The sequence below is a fragment of the Uliginosibacterium flavum genome, assembly GCF_040566545.1.
Taxonomy (GTDB): domain Bacteria; phylum Pseudomonadota; class Gammaproteobacteria; order Burkholderiales; family Rhodocyclaceae; genus Uliginosibacterium; species Uliginosibacterium flavum.
The window spans coordinates 23,664-40,317 of record NZ_JBEWZI010000004.1 but is presented as its reverse complement, the minus strand read 5'-3'; the positions used below and the strand labels follow the sequence as shown (position 1 = coordinate 40,317).

Genomic DNA, 16,654 nt, shown 5'->3' with positions numbered 1-16,654 from the left:
CGCGAGTTTACTCCGGAAAGCCGCTGGATGGCTCAGGCCATCGCCACGAACTCGCCCGTGAAGCGTGCCGCGACCACGTCGCCGGCCAGCACCTCGGCATCCAGCTTCACGCGTGCACGGCCCTTGCTGGCGTAGGCTGCCTGAATGCCAGCCCAGTCCGCATCCGTGGGGAACCGCACGATGGCGCGGATCTCGCCAATGATCGGCGCCACGTATTCAATGCTGTTGCGCCGCACGACCAGATGTGGCGCCGGCTGCATGCCGTCGGTGCGCACCCGCAGCAGGCTCCAGCAGGCCAGTGTGGCGAGCGTCGAAATGCTGCCGCCGAAGGCCGTGCCGCGATGATTGATGTTCGGTGCCAGCGGCGCGCGCAGTTCGATCATGTCGGGCGTGGCGTGCACGACCTCGACCTGCATCGCTGCGGAGAGCGGGATGTGGCTGTGGAGGTAGGTCTGGAGTTCGGTGGCGTTCATTGGATGGTTCCAGCAACGCGCTCTGGCGCAATCTTGTTCAAACAATCCAGGTGCCCCAGCGGGCATTCGCGTTTGAAGCAGGGGCTGCAGGCCAGATTCAGCGAGATGACCTGAGCTTGCTCCGACAGCGGCGGTGTGTAGCCTGGGCTGCTGGAGCCGAACAGGGCGGTGAGCGGCGTGCCCAGTGCGGCGGCCACGTGCATCAGACCGGAATCGTTGGTCACGACATGGCGCGCTAGCGCGATCAGCTGCACGGCCTGGGCCAGATTGGTCACGCCGCACAGATTGCGCGCGGCACCTTCAGACTGACGCACGATTTCCTCGCCGACGGCCGCATCTTTCTTCGAGCCAAGCAGCCATACCGGGATGCCTTGTGCGCCAAGCTGGCGGGCTAAAGCGGCGAAATGCTTCTCCGGCCAACGCTTGGCCGGGCCGAACTCGGCGCCGGGGCAGAAAATAACGGGGGCTGGAGAGCCACTCAGGGCAAGGCTCTGCAGGGTGGCTGCTTGCGCAGCCGCATCCACGCTCAGTTGTGGCAGGGGGTAGGGCCGGGGCAAGGCTGCGCGCGGCTCTTCAGCCAGGATCGCGTAACGTTCCACTTGTAGCGGCGTAGCGGCGGTGTCCAGCGTGTGGCGCACATTGATCAGGCCATAGCGCGATTCGCCGGTGAAGCCGACGCGTTTCGAAATGCCGGCGAAGGCCGGGATCAGCGCGGATTTCAGCGAATTCGGCAGCACGTAGGCGGCGTCATAGCCGCGCTTGGCGAGTTGCCGCGCCAACGCCCAACGCTCCTTCAGGCGCAACTGGCCGTGAGCGAAAGGATTGTCCAGCACCTCGCCATTGATTTCCGGCATGGCATGCAGCACGGCCGCCACCCAGGGCGGCGCCAAGGCGTCGATCACCGCGTCCGGGTGATAGGCGCGCAAACGCATAAACAGGGTCTGGGCTGCGACGGTGTCGCCGATCCATGAGGGGGCGATGATCAGGATGCGCATGGCGTGGAGGTGAAAATGGCCGCTATGCGGCAATACCGTTTAGCTAGGCCTGAAATCAAACTTCCGTCGTTCCCGCGAAGGCGGGAACCCAGCGGCGTTCGCAAAGTCACTGGATTCCCGCCTTCGCGGGAACGACGTAGAAGAGGTTGTTGATCCTTAACTAAACTGCATTACCGCGATGCGGCCCGTTAAATTCATTGAGTTATTTCAGGCGTGTCCCGAAATCTTTCACTGCAGAAGTGATGGTTCGTTCCATGGCGGGCTTGACGTCTGTCTCGAAGGCGCCTGCGATTTTGTTTAACAGGGTGCGCGTCCCCAGAATGGTTTTTCCGGTCTTGTCCTTGAGTTCCAGGATGACTTCCGCCTCGCCTTTTCCGGCGCCCCAGCCGACGAAATGGCGCAGGGCAAAGTTGCCGTAATTCAGCTTGATCTGTGTGTCGATCACGATGGGCGCGTCGTCACTGATTCGGACATTCTTGCTGATAAACATTTCCTGCAACTCAAGCTTTGTCTTGCGTGCCCATTCTGCGTTGGCTGCAAGGGACTCGGCGCTCTGGTCGGTCGAGGTGACTTTGATTTCACCGATACGTACCTGTCGGACTTGCCATGCTTCGGGTGTTTCTGGTGACACGATCAAGGCTGATTTGATCGGGTTGCCGCCACACGCGGTCAAGGTGAGTGCTGCAGCAATCAGAAGAGCTGAGTAAAGCTTGCGAAACATGGTGAAGCCTCCGGCTGAGATGAAAAGGGTTCAATGCGCTTTCGGTGCTTCGCCGTGCAGCACGTAATGCGCGCCGCAGTAGGGGCACTTGGCTTCGCCGGTATGTGCCACGTCAAGGAACACGCGCGGATGGCGTGCCCACAGCGGGGCATCATTTTGCGGGCAATGCAGCGGCAGATCCTTCGCCTCGACGGCGATGGGCTGGTCTTTGTTGGTGTTTTCGGCCATGGGGTTCTCCTTGTTCGGGAATGCTGGGTGCTTGGGGTAGTGGAGGGCTGTTAGGCGAAAGCCGTAACCCGCGCGGTCATCGTAGCATCAGGCCAGGACGGACGATTTGTCCGCGCGGGTCATTGACCCGCCCTACACGGCTGTTTTCATTTGTGCCGCTCAAACGTCGGAAGGCGCTTCGCTTTTCCGATCTATTCCGGGTTGCGTTTTTCTTGGCTATTCCAAGCAATTTTTTTCTAACATCGGCCTGACTTCTTGCCAGCGAGATTTAGGAATAAAACCCAATGAACCCATCAAGCACAGATTTTCTGTTTCCTTGCTCTTAAAATTTTCAGCGTACTCGTTTTCAAAATCTACAGGGAGAGTGCCGTTGCCCGCGCGGACAAATCTTAATAAATGCCAGCCTAATGGCGTAGGTAATTTTGTTCTGTCGACAATATTAACAAGATAGTAAAATTTAAGATTTTTAAAAGCTGAAGCAGCTGGTTCTTCGTTGAATATGTGGCGTGTTGAAGTCCAATAAAGGCGATTGCCGCTCGTGCTTCTGACTTCAGTTGTCGGAAATTTTTTATCGATGGACGCTTGTCTTTCCATCTCGTCTTCACAGGTTCCCTGAGGGGCTGTCAAGGACTCCATTTCTGATGTCGAAGGAATGCGCCAATCCTCTTTTTCAGCATACCTTTCGAATTTTGCGGCAAACATTGCTAATTCAAAAATTACGGAATGGGCTTCGCCCTCGCAATTTTTCTCATTCCACATTTGACCAAATGCACACTTTTGCCAGATCAGTCCAGTTCTTGGGTCTGTGATAGTGCCGTCATTGTTATCCACCAGCTTTTGGTAAAAAGAACATGTCGAGTAGGCTTGCTGGCTAACAACCAGCAGAAATAAAGCGACGAATAAGCTTTTGAATGTTGTGGGGTACATAAAGAGGGCTTTCTTCTATGGCATGTTGTACCGTACAAGCATTCTGTAAGCAGGGCGTCGTATAAAGTATTGCCGGCAAGCAACATCCGGCGCAATGCGCTGCGCTTATTGACGCCCTACAGGCTTGTCGCAGGCCGGCGTCCGGGGCCCCCGGTTCCGGCGCTGCATCCGCCCTACATTACACGTAATGCAACCAAGCGTCGTGCTCAGGCAGGCGGCCATTCACCAGGTCGAAGAAACGCGCCTGGATGGCGGCGGTGATCGGGCCGCGGGTGCCTTCGCCGATGGCGCGGTTGTCCAGCTCGCGCACGGGGGTGACTTCGGCGGCGGTGCCGGTGAAGAAGGCTTCGTCGGCGATGTAGATGTCGTCGCGCGTCATGCGGCGCGTCTTCACTTCATAGCCCAGATCGCGCGCCAGTGTGTGCACGGTGTCGCGGGTGATGCCGGTGAGCGCCGATGCGATTTCCGGTTCGTAGATTACGCCATTCTTGACGATGAAGAGGTTTTCGCCGGCGCCTTCAGCGACGAAGCCTTCGGTGTCCAGCAGCAGGGCTTCGTCGTAGCCGTCTTGCGTGGCTTCGAGGTTGGCGAGGATGGAGTTGGCATAGGTGCTGGCAACCTTGGCGCGGGCCATGGTCACATTCACATGGTGGCGGGCGAAGGAGGATGTCTTGACGCGGATGCCTTTTTCCAGACCTTCGGCGCCCAGATAAGCGCCCCAAGGCCAGGCGGCAATCGCCACGTGGACGGTGGCGCCACGTGTGGAGATGCCCATTTTTTCGGAGCCGTAGAAGGCGATCGGACGCAGATAGCAGGATTCGAGCTTGTTGGCGCGCACGACTTCCTTCTGGGCTTCGTTGATCGTTTCCTTGTCGTAGGGCATCTTCATCATGTAGATGTGAGCCGAGGTGAACAGGCGGTCGGTGTGCTCCTTGAGACGGAAAATCGCAGTGCCGCGATCCGTGTTGTAGGCACGCACGCCTTCGAAGACGGATACGCCGTAGTGCAGGGAGTGGGTCAGCACATGGGTGGTGGCCTCGCGCCAGGGAACCAACTTGCCATCCATCCAGATGAATCCATCGCGATCAGCCATCGACATTGCAAATACTCCGTAAACCGTTGTGTGAAGCGCTGGATTTTAGCGCAAGTCGCGAGTCGCGAGTCGCCAGTCGCGCCTCGTGCCCGGTTTTTAGCGACTTGCGACTTACGACTTGCGATAAGCGCCTGGCGCTACACGGGCTACAATTACGCCTTTGTTGCATGGCGTCCCTTCATGTCGATCTGGAAACCCCACGTAACGGTAGCCGCCCTCGTCGAGCGCGACGGCCGCTTTCTTTTTGTTGAAGAACATACGGTGGACGGCATTCGCCTGAACCAGCCGGCAGGCCATCTGGACGAAGGCGAGTCGCTGGTGGAGGCCTGCGCCCGTGAAGCGCTTGAAGAGACCGCGCATCATGTGGCGGTGGATGCGCTGGTTGGTATCTACCAGTGGCCGCGCCCGAGCGGCGACATTACCTATCTGCGTTTTGCGTTTGACTGCAGCGTGTTGAGTGAAGAGGCGGGGCGTGCGCTGGACGAAGGCATCATCCGCGCGGTGTGGCTGACGCCCGAGGAGCTGGCCTCCCAGCCCGAGCGCTGGCGCAGCCCGTTGGTGATGCAATGTGTACAGGATTATCTGGCTGGGCAGCGTTTTCCGCTGACCGTGATCCGGCATTACGGTTAACAAGTGCTGAGTTCTGAGGATTGAGTGCTGAGTGAACATTTCCGCTGGCTGCGCCTGCGCTTGTTTTGACTCAGAACTCAGAACTCGGCACTTCGCGAAAGGATTGAGCGATGAAGATTGATGGTCAAGGAATGAAGGTGGTCGTCGGCATGTCCGGCGGCGTGGATTCTGCGGTCGCCGCGCTGCTTTTGAAGCAGCAGGGCTATGAAGTCACCGGCCTGTTCATGAAGAACTGGGAAGACGACGACGACGACGAGTACTGCTCGACGCGGCAGGATCTTGTCGACGTGGCCTCGGTCTGCGACGTGCTGAACATCGATCTGGAAGTGGTGAATTTCAGCAAGGAATACAAGGATCGCGTCTTCGCCGAGTTCCTCAGTGAATACGAAGCCGGCCGCACGCCGAATCCGGACATCCTGTGCAATAGCGAGATCAAGTTCAAAGCCTTTCTGGATCATGCCGTCGAGCTGGGTGCCGACAAGATCGCCACCGGCCACTATGCCGGCGTGCGTGAATGGACGAGCGACGGGCGCACCGAATTCCAGCTCCTCAAGGCCGATGACGGCACCAAGGATCAGAGCTACTTCCTGTATCGCCTCAATCAATCGCAGCTGTCGAAAGCCATTTTCCCGCTGGGCGACATCTACAAGCGCGATGTGCGCGAGATCGCCGAGCGCGCCGGCCTGCACGTGCACGACAAGAAGGATTCCACCGGCATCTGCTTCATCGGCGAACGCCCCTTCCGCGAATTCCTGATGCGTTACCTGCCGACCAAGCCGGGCGAAATTCGCTCGCTGGACGACAACCGCCTGATTGGCGAGCATCAGGGCCTGATGTATCACACCATCGGCCAGCGCAAGGGCCTGCACATCGGCGGCATCAAGGGTAATGACGTGGCCGGCGATCACGACGCCTGGTACGTCGCTGCCAAGGACATGCAGGCCAATGTGCTGTATGCCGTGCAGGGCCACGCCCACCCGGCGCTGCTGCGCGAACGCCTGATTGCGGGCAACCTGAACTGGATCAGCGAACGCGCGCCGCGTACCAATTGGGTCTATGCCGCCAAACCGCGCTATCGCACATCGGATCAGCCTTGCGAGATCGATGCGCTGAGCACCGAGCGCGCCGAAATCGCCTTCGCCGCGCCGCAGTGGGCGGTGACGCCGGGGCAGTCGGTGGTGGTCTACGAGAGCCGCGTTTGTCTGGGCGGTGGCATTATTTTGTGACGCCACCGAATAAAGCTAAGCGCGGTCCGATCTCGCGACCGTGCTACTCGCCGTACATCAGTACGGCTGCGTTGCTCCTCGCGACCTCGAACCGCTCGCTACGTTTTCTTCGGCAGCGTCGGCTTCTTGATTTGATTTTGGTAAAAATTCGAATGACCACTGCCAGTTTTTTCACCCGCCGTTCCGTCGTCTTCGCCCTCGCCACTCTCAGCTGCCTGCTGTGGGGTAGCGCCTATCCGGCGATCAAGAACGGCTACGCGCTGTTGCATATCGCGGCCAACGACATTCCCGGCAAGCTGCTCTTCGCGGGCTGGCGCTTCGTGTTTGCAGGCCTGTTGTTGCTGGTGTTCGCGCAGCTTACGGGTCGTTCCTTGCGGCTGGCCTCCGCGCGGCAGCTGGGGCAGGTCAGCTTGTTGGGCCTGACCCAGACTTCGCTGCAATACGTCTTCTTCTATCTCGGTCTGGCTTATACGACCGGGGTGAAGGGCTCGATCATGAACGCCACGGGCACCTTCTTTTCGGTGCTCCTGGCGCACTTCATCTATCACAACGACAAGCTCAGCGCGCCGCGCATCACCGGTTGCCTGATCGGCTTTGCCGGCGTGCTGGTGGTGAATTTCAACCGCAGCCTGCTGGATTTTTCCTTCAGCCTGTTAGGCGAGGGCAGCGTCGTGCTGGCCGCCTTCATCCTCTCGGCGGCGTCGATCTACGGCAAGAAGATCTCGCAGAATATCGATTCGGTGGTGCTCACCGGTTATCAGCTCTCCATCGGTGGCGTGGCTTTGCTCGCTGGCGGCTGGCTGGCGGGCGGCCAGCTCGAAGCTTTCTCGCCCATGGCGGTGGCCCTGATGGCCTACATGGTGTTGCTGTCTTCGGTGGCCTTCGCCTTGTGGACCATTCTGCTCAAGTACAACCGCGTTGGCATGGTGACCGTGTTCAACTTCCTCGTGCCGATCTTTGGCGCCGGGCTTTCCGCGCTGTTCCTTGACGAAACAATCCTCGAATGGAAGAACCTGCTGGCCTTGCTGCTGGTGTGCGGCGGGATCTGGCTGGTGACCCGCGAAGCCGCACCGGACAAGGATCTGCAGAGGCCTGCCTGAAGACGACCGTCAGGCGGCGCTGAGCGGGTAGGGTGGCTGAAGATGGCCGCCCTGTGCGGATCTTCGGGCGGGTGTTTGTGCTGGTGGTGTGCTTCTGAGTTGATGAAACTACGTTAAATTCGTCATTCCGGGCTTGACCCGGAATCCAGAAGGCTGGCGGCGAAAGGCACTGGATTCCGGATCAAGTCCGGAATGACGGGGCGGGGGCTGTTCTAGAGTTCGCTGCGCTCGTCCGCCCCGCTTTCAGGGCATCACAACCGCGACCTTGCTCGGATCTGCCGGATCAATCCTCACCGCGATGCTGGCGCCGGGCTGGAAGCGCGGCAGATATACCGTCGACACAATCGCATTCGCCGTGGCCGTGTAGGCCGGGCCATTTTCGGGCTGGACTTCGAGCTGGAATTCGATGGCTGGATTGCTGTTGAGGCGCCCACCGGTGTCGTGAATCGACAGGATGCGCGCGGTGGCTGGCGTGCCGGTCTCGGCGATATCCTTGCTGCTGGAGAACAGGAACAGTGCGATGACGATGGCGAGTGCGGCGAGGCCGGCGAGCAAGAGGATCATGATTTTCATGGTGGCGTAGTGTGGGCGTGTTCAGGGGCCGAGCAGCAATACTTTGACCTGGCTGGGTACGATGCGGCAGCCGGGGCAGTTGGTGCTGTTCTGCAATGACATGCTGGTCAGGCGCGTGGCGGGCATGCCCATCAGCAGCGTCATGAAGGCGGCGGTGAGGTGGCGCGACGGGCCCATCACCGTGCCGGAGGCCACGCCCATGGCTACGCCGGCGTTGTCGCCGTTGGTCATCGGGATGGTGGTGGCCATGTTGTGCGCGGGCGCGCCCATGAACAGGATGGTCGGGCAATTCGGAATCGCTGTCGGGCCCATCGCGATATTCGGATAGGGAATCGGTACCGGGCCGGCTGGCGTGGGCGTCAGGCACACATCCGGGAAGCCCGTGTCCATGCCCATCATTTGCGTGTTGGCGAACATGATGTGTCCTTAGCCGATATGGATCTGCTTGCCGTCGACCTTGATCAGCTCTTTGGCCGTGGCGATGACTTCCGAGCCTTGCAGGTTCAGCGACTGCTCGGCGCGGTAATCAATGACGCTGCTGCGCACCTGATCGACGCCTTCAACCGTGCGCAGACTATGGCCGGTGAACTGGCTGACGCGATCAAGGAAGGATTCAAACAGATTGCCGACCAGCTTGATCTTGCCGATGGATGCGCTCAGCTCGCGGCCGAAGCTGCTGAGCTGATCGATCAGGGTCGTGGCGCTGCGGGCGCGTACCAGCAGTTCGTCGCTGGCGAGGCTGAGGCGTCCGCTGGCGCTGATTTCCGCATCCTTGCCGAGCAGCAGCCGGGAAGGCACGTCATTGCTGCGTTCCAGCACGGCAATGATGTAGAGCGCCGCTGCATGCGGCCCGCAGACCAGCACGCTGTCGCCGGGCTCGGGCGCGAGCAGGCAGCTGGCCGCGCGTTTGGCCACGCACTCTCCGCTGTCCAGTGCAATGCAAAAGCCTGTTTCATCGAATGTGATGACGCGGCCGATGGCATTCACCGGCCGGTTCAGGATCTGTTTGATCAGTGCGTTGGCAGAGTCACCCATGTTTCATTCTCCTTAGACGGCTTTGATGTGGCGTGGCTGCCATTGCTCGGCGGCCAGTAATTCGGCATCGCTTTCCAGCGCACGTTTGCGGTCGGTAAAGGCCGCCCCCTGATCCTGTACGCCATGCAGACGCGTGCGATGCAGCGAAGCACCGCGCAGATCGGCTTCGCGCAAGTCGGCATGTGAAAAATCGGCTTCATCCAGCCGCGCGCCGGCAAAGCTGGCGTGCTGAGCATTGGCGCGCAGCAGCAGGCTCTGGCGCATGTCGGCGTTTGTGAAGCGGGCCTGGCTGATCTGGGCTTCGACGAAGATCGCCTGAGTCAGCTGGGCATTCTGAAAGTCCGCGCCAGTGAGTTCGCAGCCCATGAAAATGGAATTGCGCGCATCGGCTCCGGTGAACTTCGCGCCGGCCGCCTTGCCGCCCTGAAAGTTGCATTGACGCAGCGATGCGCCGCTGAAATCACAGCCGCTGACATCGGCACCGATCAGCTGGCTCAAAGTCAGGTCGGCGCCGACGAAATTCTGACCGGCCAGCAGGCACTGCAGCAGCACCACGTTCTTGAGCCGCACTTCGGCGAAATTTGCAGCGCGCAGATCGGCCTTGAGCAGCACCACGCGGTCGAGCAGGGTGGCGCTGAAATCCGGCGCCTGCATTTCGCATTCAAGGAAATTCATGCGGTCGGTTTGCGTGCCGCAGAATTTCACGCGCGCCAGTTTCGACTTGGCAAACACCACCAGGCCCAGATTGGCGCGGCTCAGGTCGGCGTCCGCGAACTGGCACTCGGCGAAATTGGTGTTGTGGGCCGAGGCGTCCGTCAGGTGGCTGCGCTTGAAGCTGCAGCGGGCGAAAAAGCAGTCGCCCAGCTGTGCATTGCTCAGCTCGGCGTTATCGAAGTGGCAGTCGAAGAAGCTCGACTGGCGCAGATCTGCCGTGCTCAGATTGGCGCCGGAGAAATCACAGGCATGGAAAACCCCACCCGTCAGAATGGCTGCGTGCAGATCAAGATTCTGCAAGCCGAGTGCGCTGGCCTCGTGGCCGGAGCGGATCAGCTTGACGAGTTCCTCGCGCGTCATGCTGCACCTGCTTCTGGCGTGCGCCGGCGTGGATAGGTGCGCACCTTGGTGGTTATTGCGCCGTCGAGCAGGGTATCGCCATCGGCGGCGGCGCGGGCCAGGTCAGCGGCATACAGGTTGCTCTCGCGCAGGTCGGCGCCTTCGATGCGGGCGCTGGCGAAGCTGCTGTTCATCAGCTTGGCGCCGGAGAGATCGGCGCGGTGCAGATCGGCCTTGACGAAGCGGCAGTCGGTGGCGCTGGCCGCCGCGAAGGAGGCTCCCTGCAGATCGGTCTGCGAGAAGTCGGCTTCACGGATTTGCGCGCCCTCGAAGCGCGCGCCGCGCAGGCTGGAGGGGCGGAAATTGCAGGTGTGGATCTGCGCACCGGAAAAATCACAACCATCCAGATTGTTCACGCCGACGAAAACCGTCTTGATGATGCGCGCACCGACAAGGCGGGCGCCCTCGGCCTTGACCTCGATGAAGGAGGCGCGCTCCAGGCTGGCACCGGAGAAGTCCGCGCCGCTCAGAGTGCAGCGCACGAAGGCGGCGCGATCCAGACAGGTATTGCGACACAGCAGGCCGCTCAGGTCGGCGTCCAGCAGCACCAGATCGCTGGCATCGGCGCCGGACAGGTCGCCTTCGCTGAATTTCGCGCCACCGATCAGATTGGCCTTCTGCAGATTGGCACCGGCAAAGCAGGCGCGGGCAAAGATGGCGCCTTGCAGGATGGCGCTTTCCAGCATGGCATTGGTGAAGTTGGTATCGGTCAGGTTGGCTTCACCCAGATTGGTTTCGCGCAGGCTGGCGCCCGTAAGGTTCGCGCCGGTGAGCTTGGCGCGGGCCAGCACCGCCTTGTCGAAACAGGCGCCACTCAGATCGCAGCCGCTGAAGTCGATGCCTTCAAGCTGGGCACCCGTGAAATCAACGCCTGCGAGCGCCATGCCGGCCAGATTGGCGCCGGTCAGATCAAGGCCGACGAAAGAGTTGCCTGCCTGCAGGTGCTGCTCGGCGCGCTGACGCACCCAGGCGGCGCGTTCGCCAGGCATGGCATCGGCGGCGTCCTGCAGATGAGCGCTCTGGCGATAGGCCTCGCGCGACTGCTGCTCGGCTTTCTGCATGCGTTGGCGATAGGCCGGGTCTTGCAGATACTGATCGATTTCTGCAACCGGACCGTTCTGCGCGGCGAGGGTGGCGCGCACTTTTTCGAGGGTGTCGAATTCAGCCTGAGCCTTGAAGATTGGCGGTCCCTTGGGCTTGGCCGAGTATTCGCGTTCGATGACGCTGTAATCCATGCCGAGGCTGGCAAACAGCGCCCGGCGCGCCTTGTCTGACTTGACTTCGAGGGCGGCCAGTTCGGCCTTGCCGGCTTCGGCGCGCGTCTGCATCTGGGCCAGAAAGGCCGGAAGTTCTTCGAGTTTCTGCGGCAGCAGATCGGGTGTGGCGGGCAGGCTCGGGGCGTGGCCTTCATCCGGATTGATGCCATAGCTGGCAACCATGGCCCGCGCCTGCTCGATTTCACTGGTCTGGCGGCGACGCAGGTTTTCGCTGAGCAGGGGGCGCGGATCGGCAGGCGGGCTGCCGACGAACTGCTCAACGCTATAGCGCTCGTTCATGCCGTCCGGTAACAAATCATCTTCCTTGAGCAGGAAGAAGTGCCCGTTTTCCGGATCGAGACGTTTCTGGATCGCTTCGGCGTAGTGCTCCAGCGGGCGCGCTTCGCTTTGCCAGTCAGCTGCGGCGAGCAGCAGTTTGATGTCCTCGGCATTCTCGTCGGCGACTTCGACATGCCCGCGCCCGATCAGAATGGCGCATTCGCGGTGCGGAAAGAACAGCACGGTATCGAGCTGCACCGGGATTTCTTCGCAGCGCGGCACATCATCGATCAGGCGGGTGATGAAGCAGCGTGGCAGGATGCCGGGCAGCTGGCCACGCAGTACGGCTTGCGTCGGGTGCAGGTTCTCGAACTCCCAGGGCGCGTCGGCTGGCAGCGGCAGATTCAGCCATTGGTCCGGCGCGCTGACGTTGAAATGACGCCAGTCCAGATCGCGGGCCAGACCAGGGTAATCGGTCTTGAACCAGTTGTCATCGTAAGTGCCGATCATCGCGGCGCGCTCGGGATGTGTTACATCGCGTGCGCCAAAGCCGGCCGGGCGGATCGACGTGCCGGGGCGAATGGACGGATCGTCCGGGTATTCCATCTGCGGCAGGCGCCAGAGCGCGGCCTTGTCTGCAGGTTTGATATGGCCCGAGCCGGCCGGGTTGAGGGCGAATCCTTCGCCGCCATAAGCCAATGGCCAAGCCAGGGGCTGATCGTGAATGGCTTGCGGGGCAGAGGCTTGCTGGCCTTGCCAGTGGCGTTCGCCGAAAACGCACAGGGTTTTCTCCAGGCCGGCAAAGCGCACGCGCACCGCGCAGGCCGGTGCCGGGCCGCCGGGTGGGCTGGCGCGGCCGTGCACCAGATATTCGCCGCGTACCTTGGGCATGCAGGCGTCCAGTGCTGCATCGGCGCCCAGTTCATCCGCTGCAAATTGCCATAACGCCGCTTCACCACGCAGGCGCAGTGGCCCTTGCAGCGATACGAAGAGCATGGGCGTGACGACGAAGCGGAAGTGCCCCTTGAACTCGATGGTGCGCGTCAGCAGGGCGAGCGCGCCGGGCTTGATCGTCTTCATGGGGCGATTCCGAAGAATGCGTCAGGCAATGATGTGGGCATCGGCAGTCTTGATCTCGAAAGACGCTTTTTCGCACTTGAGCACCACATAAGCCATGTTGACGCCCTTAACTTCGTAGTTCAGCGCGGTAATGCCGTGCGAGGTGCCGGTGGTTTCAACCTTCGAGCCGGTCTGCGCAATGGCGATGGCTGTGGCCGCATAGGTCATGCCGGTGACAGTACTTTGTGAACCGAATTTTTGCGTCAGAAAGCCGCCGATCTTGTCGAACATGTTGTCGATGGTGCGGTTGCCACCGGGCGAGATGATGGTCAGCCCGGCTGGGGCGGTGATGGTCACCGGCCCGGCTGCGGTCATGTTCCACGGGCCACCCACGGTCTGGGTCAGTCCGGCACCGATGGTTTGTGTGACACTGGCCCCGACCGAGTCTGTACGGCTGGCACCAACCGTGATCGACTGGCTAGCACCGACCGTGATGCTCTCGCTGGCGCCTACGGTTTCCGTACGGTTGGCACCAATCGTGATGTCCTCGTTGGCCCCGACTGATTCCGTGCGGTTCGCGCCAATCGTGATGTCTTCATTGGCACCGACCGACTCCGTGCGGTTTGCGCCGACGGTGATGTCTTCATTGACGCCGACCTTCTCGGTGCGGTTGTTTTTGACCTCGACGTTTTCATCATTGTCGACGGTCTTCTTGCGGTCGTGTCCGACCCAATGGGTTTCGTCGTTCTCAACTTCGATATCCTGATTTTTCTCGGCGTGGATGAAGACCTGTTCTTCACCCTTCTTGTCCTCGAAGCGGATTTCGTTGAAGTTGTCGGGGGTGCCGCCTTTGGATGAGCGGGATTTGATGCCCGACTGGGTCATGTTGGCAGGCAAGTCGTAGGGCGGCATCTGCTCGCCGTTATAGACACTGCCCGTGATCAGCGGCCGGTCCGGGTCGCCTTCGAGGAATTCGACTACCACCTCCTGGGTGATGCGCGGAATTGCCACGAAGCCCCAGTTTTTGCCCGCCCAAGGAGACGACACGCGCATCCAGCACGAGCTGTTTTCATCGACCTTGCCGAGGCGGTCCCAATGGAACTGCACCTTCACACGGCCGTATTGGTCTGTGTATATCTCGTCGCCAGCCGGGCCGACCACCACCGCCGTCTGCGGGCCGCGCACAACCGGGCGTGGGGTGAGGCGCTGCGGGCGGAATTCCTGTTGGCTCGACAGCGCCGTGATCTCGCACTGGTATACGCTGCCCTGCGTGCCTTGCTGGGCTTCGAGGCCCTCGGCCTGCAGGTGGATGAAACTGGCGGTGACCAGATATTCGCGATTCTGGTCACGGCGTACATGGCCACTGAGCTTGAAGAGCATGCCACTGCCGATAGCTCGTGCATTGGTGCGCGCGTGGGCCAGTTCGTGTTGTGAATGCAGTTCATCGATGCGCGCCCGCGCCAGATGATCGCCGTCGGCTTGTACTTCAAAACCACCCGGGTAATCGAAGACTTCGTGATCCGCTTGATCATGCCCGCGTGGCAGGTTGGCGGCCGCATCCAGCTTCACTTTGGGACGTTTGAAGTCGTAATCGACGAGGCGCGTCTTTCCCGGCTGCACCACGCGCTCGAAACGCCAGTCGGTGATGTGATCGGAGGCTTCTTTTTGCGCGCGCTGGTTGTCCACGAATTCGAAGCTGGCGTCGCCCGGCACCGGGCTGTGGGCGCTGTAGGAGTCGGCCAGCACCAGCACATTCTTGTCCTTCTGATACTCGAAGAAAAAGTAGATGCCTTCGTCTTCCATCAGGCGGCAGATGAAATCGAAATCCGTCTCGCGGTACTGCACACAGTATTCGCGTTTGGCATAGTCGCCACTGAGCGAGTCGCGGAATTCGGCGACCGAATGGTCTGCAAAAATATCCTTGATGATCTCCGGCGCACTCTTGTTCTGGAAGATGCGGCAATCTGCCGTGCGCGTCAGAAACCAAGGCCAGGGCTGGATGTGCGCCTGATAGGCTTGATAGCGGCCTTCTGTTCCAGTGTGTGAAAAGCGGGTGACGTACCCGGTCAGGAAGCGTTCGTTCTGATCGGGCAGGGTGATGCGCACGCTGGCGATTTTCCCCAGCAGCGCGTCCAGATCAATATCGGCTTTCTCGCTGAGACACTCGACATGGAATTCGCTGATCCGTCCCAGTGATTCACGTGCTTGCAGCGAGTGCAGGCGCAGGATGTTCGGGCCTAGCGGGGTGCTCAATTCGAACTGCATCGATTCGGCCATGACTTGATCCTTTGCGCGGCTGCGGGAGATTGCACCCAGATTCCAAAGGATAGTCGAAATCCGGGTGGCACCGAACGAGCCCACCCCGTGTTTTTCCATTCGCCCATTCGGGCACAAAATCCATTTTTCAGGGATGGTATTTCGGGGCCACGTCTTTTGGGGCGAACAGGCTGCAGGGCGGGGAGTTTCGGGTTTGTCCGGTCGCATGCAGTTCGGTGTCAGTGCATGCCTGAAGAGCCGCTCCTGGATTGTGTTTGCAGCATGCCTGCCTGTAGAGAGCCGTCAGCTGCGGCTCTTCAGGCAGGATCAAACCTCATTCGGCTGGCCAGCAACGGACTGCTGCTGAAACCGGCGCAGCTCGCTGCTGCGGGCCTTTGAGAGCGACGATCAGCTCGGCGTCGTAGTCGATCACGCTTGGATTTTTAAACACACTCTGTACGCGTTCTGGCGCTTCAGCTTTTGCCATGCTTTCGTAGTCGGCCCGGCAATCGGGCGGAGATTTTTCGTTCAGGCCGGTGGCTTGGCGGATGCTCTGCCAGCAGCCGGCCGGGTCGGTGTACAGCGAGCATTCCGCCGGGAACAGGCGCCGGTAGCGGAGTCGCAGCTGCGTGGGGTCGGTCTTCAACAGTTCGACCTGTTGCAGGCCATTGCCCTGCAGCAGATCTTCAAAGAGTTTTCTGCCGTCGAAATCGAAGAAACTCAAGGCGAGTCCGCCCTGAATGCTTTCGGGTGCGTCGACCAGGACGAAGGGGCCTTTGATGCCCCTGAAATTTCCGGCACTTTCGTGCCCTTCGACCAGATCGATCTCGCCCTTGGCCGGCTTGCGTACGCAGGGTGGCGCTTTGGCCTTGGGGGCGAGTCGGATCAAGCCGATGCGCGCGGCGCCGATCTCGCCCATATCGGTCTGCTTGATCATCAGGCCCGGGTACACATAGCAACTCAGCTCAGGCTTGAATTGCGGGTTGAGCGGATCGCGCGGCAAGGGGCGATGCCGTTCCTGCAGGGGTTTGTCAAACAGGGGAGGCGAACTTGCCGCCCATGCATCGGACGCAGCCAGCCCGCACGCGATGCTCACCAGGCTCAAGGCAGACGCTGCTCTAATCCACGACATAGTAGCTGTCCGCGTTATTCACGATTTTCGGCGCACCCCATTTCAGTATTCTGGAACCAATGGGTTTGGGTCTTCCGGTGACCCATTGGTCATACGCCGTGATGCCGGCTGCGCCCTGATCGACGTAGATGGCGGCGTGGCCCAGATATTTGCCCTCGTCATTGAATGTCGCGATGACGGTGCCGGCCACGATGCTCTTGTTGTCCTTCACGGCGGCGCCTTTTTTCCAGTCTGCCGTACGGGCTGGCAGGGTGGGACTGACTGTTTTGACGTAAGAGACACACTGGCCGCAATAGTTGGCCGGGCCTGAAGTGCTGTCGCTGGGTGGGGCGCTTGCGTAGGGGCCCAGGCTGGAGGAGGGCGCGCAAGCCCATTGCCCGATCGGTGCATCCGGATGGTTCAGGTAGTTTTTTGAGACGTGCGGCATGTGTATCCCCAAGGCGGAAAATTTGGCTGCGTCACGGAAATTGTAGTTGCTGCTTGCGTAGGCGCATGCGGATTTGTTCTGCAGTATGCTTGCCCGAAGAGTCCCTTCCTGATTGGATCCGCAGCATGCCT

At 60.5% G+C, this 16,654-nt stretch carries 17 protein-coding genes; 3 read left to right on the top strand and 14 right to left on the bottom strand.

All coding sequences use genetic code 11. The annotated features are described in order from the left end of the window. Positions 1-32 precede the first annotated feature (32 nt). From ABXR19_RS05110 to ABXR19_RS05085, 6 genes are all read right to left on the bottom strand, one after another. The gene (locus ABXR19_RS05110; protein ID WP_354600022.1) at positions 33-473 is read right to left on the bottom strand and encodes a thioesterase domain-containing protein; all 441 of its coding nucleotides are present in this window, start codon (positions 471-473) and stop codon (positions 33-35) included. After that, the gene (waaF, locus tag ABXR19_RS05105; RefSeq protein WP_354600021.1) at positions 470-1,468 is read right to left on the bottom strand and encodes a lipopolysaccharide heptosyltransferase II; all 999 of its coding nucleotides are present in this window, start codon (positions 1,466-1,468) and stop codon (positions 470-472) included. The genes ABXR19_RS05110 and waaF overlap by 4 nt, the downstream gene beginning before the upstream one ends. 202 nt (positions 1,469-1,670) lie before the next feature. Further along, positions 1,671-2,189, bottom strand: coding sequence for a DUF4410 domain-containing protein (locus tag ABXR19_RS05100; protein ID WP_354600020.1), 519 nt, complete (start codon positions 2,187-2,189; stop codon positions 1,671-1,673). A 30-nt stretch (positions 2,190-2,219) separates the two neighbouring features. Continuing rightward, positions 2,220-2,417 carry a zinc-finger domain-containing protein gene (locus tag ABXR19_RS05095; RefSeq protein ID WP_354600019.1) on the bottom strand — a complete coding sequence of 66 codons (198 nt, stop codon included), beginning with the start codon at positions 2,415-2,417 and terminating at the stop codon, positions 2,220-2,222. 216 nt (positions 2,418-2,633) lie between these two features. Continuing rightward, positions 2,634-3,344, bottom strand: a complete 711-nt coding sequence (locus ABXR19_RS05090; protein WP_354600018.1) for an Lcl C-terminal domain-containing protein — start codon at positions 3,342-3,344, stop codon at positions 2,634-2,636. A gap of 178 nt (positions 3,345-3,522) precedes the next feature. Continuing rightward, positions 3,523-4,443, bottom strand: a complete 921-nt coding sequence (locus ABXR19_RS05085; RefSeq protein ID WP_354600017.1) for a branched-chain amino acid transaminase — start codon at positions 4,441-4,443, stop codon at positions 3,523-3,525. A gap of 174 nt (positions 4,444-4,617) precedes the next feature. Between ABXR19_RS05085 and ABXR19_RS05080 the strand changes: the two genes are divergently transcribed. The 3 genes from ABXR19_RS05080 (at position 4,618) to ABXR19_RS05070 (ending at position 7,393) form a co-directional block, all read left to right on the top strand. Next, positions 4,618-5,067, top strand: a complete 450-nt coding sequence (locus ABXR19_RS05080) for an NUDIX hydrolase (RefSeq protein ID WP_354600016.1) — start codon at positions 4,618-4,620, stop codon at positions 5,065-5,067. A 131-nt stretch (positions 5,068-5,198) separates the two neighbouring features. Then, positions 5,199-6,293 (top strand): tRNA 2-thiouridine(34) synthase MnmA, encoded by a 1,095-nt coding sequence (gene mnmA, locus ABXR19_RS05075; RefSeq protein WP_354600185.1) that lies wholly within the window; start codon positions 5,199-5,201, stop codon positions 6,291-6,293. 152 nt (positions 6,294-6,445) lie between these two features. Beyond that, complete coding sequence (locus ABXR19_RS05070) at positions 6,446-7,393, top strand: DMT family transporter (protein WP_354600015.1); 948 nt, start codon at positions 6,446-6,448, stop codon at positions 7,391-7,393. Positions 7,394-7,636: 243 nt separating this feature from the next. Here the strand turns inward: ABXR19_RS05070 and ABXR19_RS05065 are convergent, their stop codons facing one another. The 8 genes from ABXR19_RS05065 to ABXR19_RS05030 form a co-directional block, all read right to left on the bottom strand. Next, positions 7,637-7,966 carry a DUF3592 domain-containing protein gene (locus ABXR19_RS05065; RefSeq protein ID WP_354600014.1) on the bottom strand — a complete coding sequence of 110 codons (330 nt, stop codon included), beginning with the start codon at positions 7,964-7,966 and terminating at the stop codon, positions 7,637-7,639. A 21-nt stretch (positions 7,967-7,987) separates the two neighbouring features. Beyond that, positions 7,988-8,383, bottom strand: a complete 396-nt coding sequence (locus ABXR19_RS05060; protein WP_354600013.1) for a DUF4150 domain-containing protein — start codon at positions 8,381-8,383, stop codon at positions 7,988-7,990. Positions 8,384-8,392: 9 nt separating this feature from the next. Then, complete coding sequence (locus ABXR19_RS05055; RefSeq protein ID WP_354600012.1) at positions 8,393-9,001, bottom strand: DUF3540 domain-containing protein; 609 nt, start codon at positions 8,999-9,001, stop codon at positions 8,393-8,395. Positions 9,002-9,013: 12 nt separating this feature from the next. Next, positions 9,014-10,075 carry a pentapeptide repeat-containing protein gene (locus tag ABXR19_RS05050; protein ID WP_354600011.1) on the bottom strand — a complete coding sequence of 354 codons (1,062 nt, stop codon included), beginning with the start codon at positions 10,073-10,075 and terminating at the stop codon, positions 9,014-9,016. Then, positions 10,072-12,729, bottom strand: coding sequence for a DUF2169 family type VI secretion system accessory protein (locus tag ABXR19_RS05045; protein ID WP_354600010.1), 2,658 nt, complete (start codon positions 12,727-12,729; stop codon positions 10,072-10,074). Before ABXR19_RS05045 ends, ABXR19_RS05050 begins: the two co-directional genes overlap by 4 nt. Before the next feature lie 21 nt (positions 12,730-12,750). Beyond that, positions 12,751-14,985, bottom strand: a complete 2,235-nt coding sequence (locus ABXR19_RS05040) for a type VI secretion system Vgr family protein (protein WP_354600009.1) — start codon at positions 14,983-14,985, stop codon at positions 12,751-12,753. 313 nt (positions 14,986-15,298) lie between these two features. Next, complete coding sequence (locus tag ABXR19_RS05035; protein WP_354600008.1) at positions 15,299-16,069, bottom strand: hypothetical protein; 771 nt, start codon at positions 16,067-16,069, stop codon at positions 15,299-15,301. Between the two features lie 13 nt (positions 16,070-16,082). Next, entirely contained in the window at positions 16,083-16,523 is a 441-nt protein-coding gene (locus ABXR19_RS05030) for a BPSL0067 family protein (RefSeq protein ID WP_354600007.1), read from the bottom strand. Between the last annotated feature and the right edge of the window lie 131 nt (positions 16,524-16,654).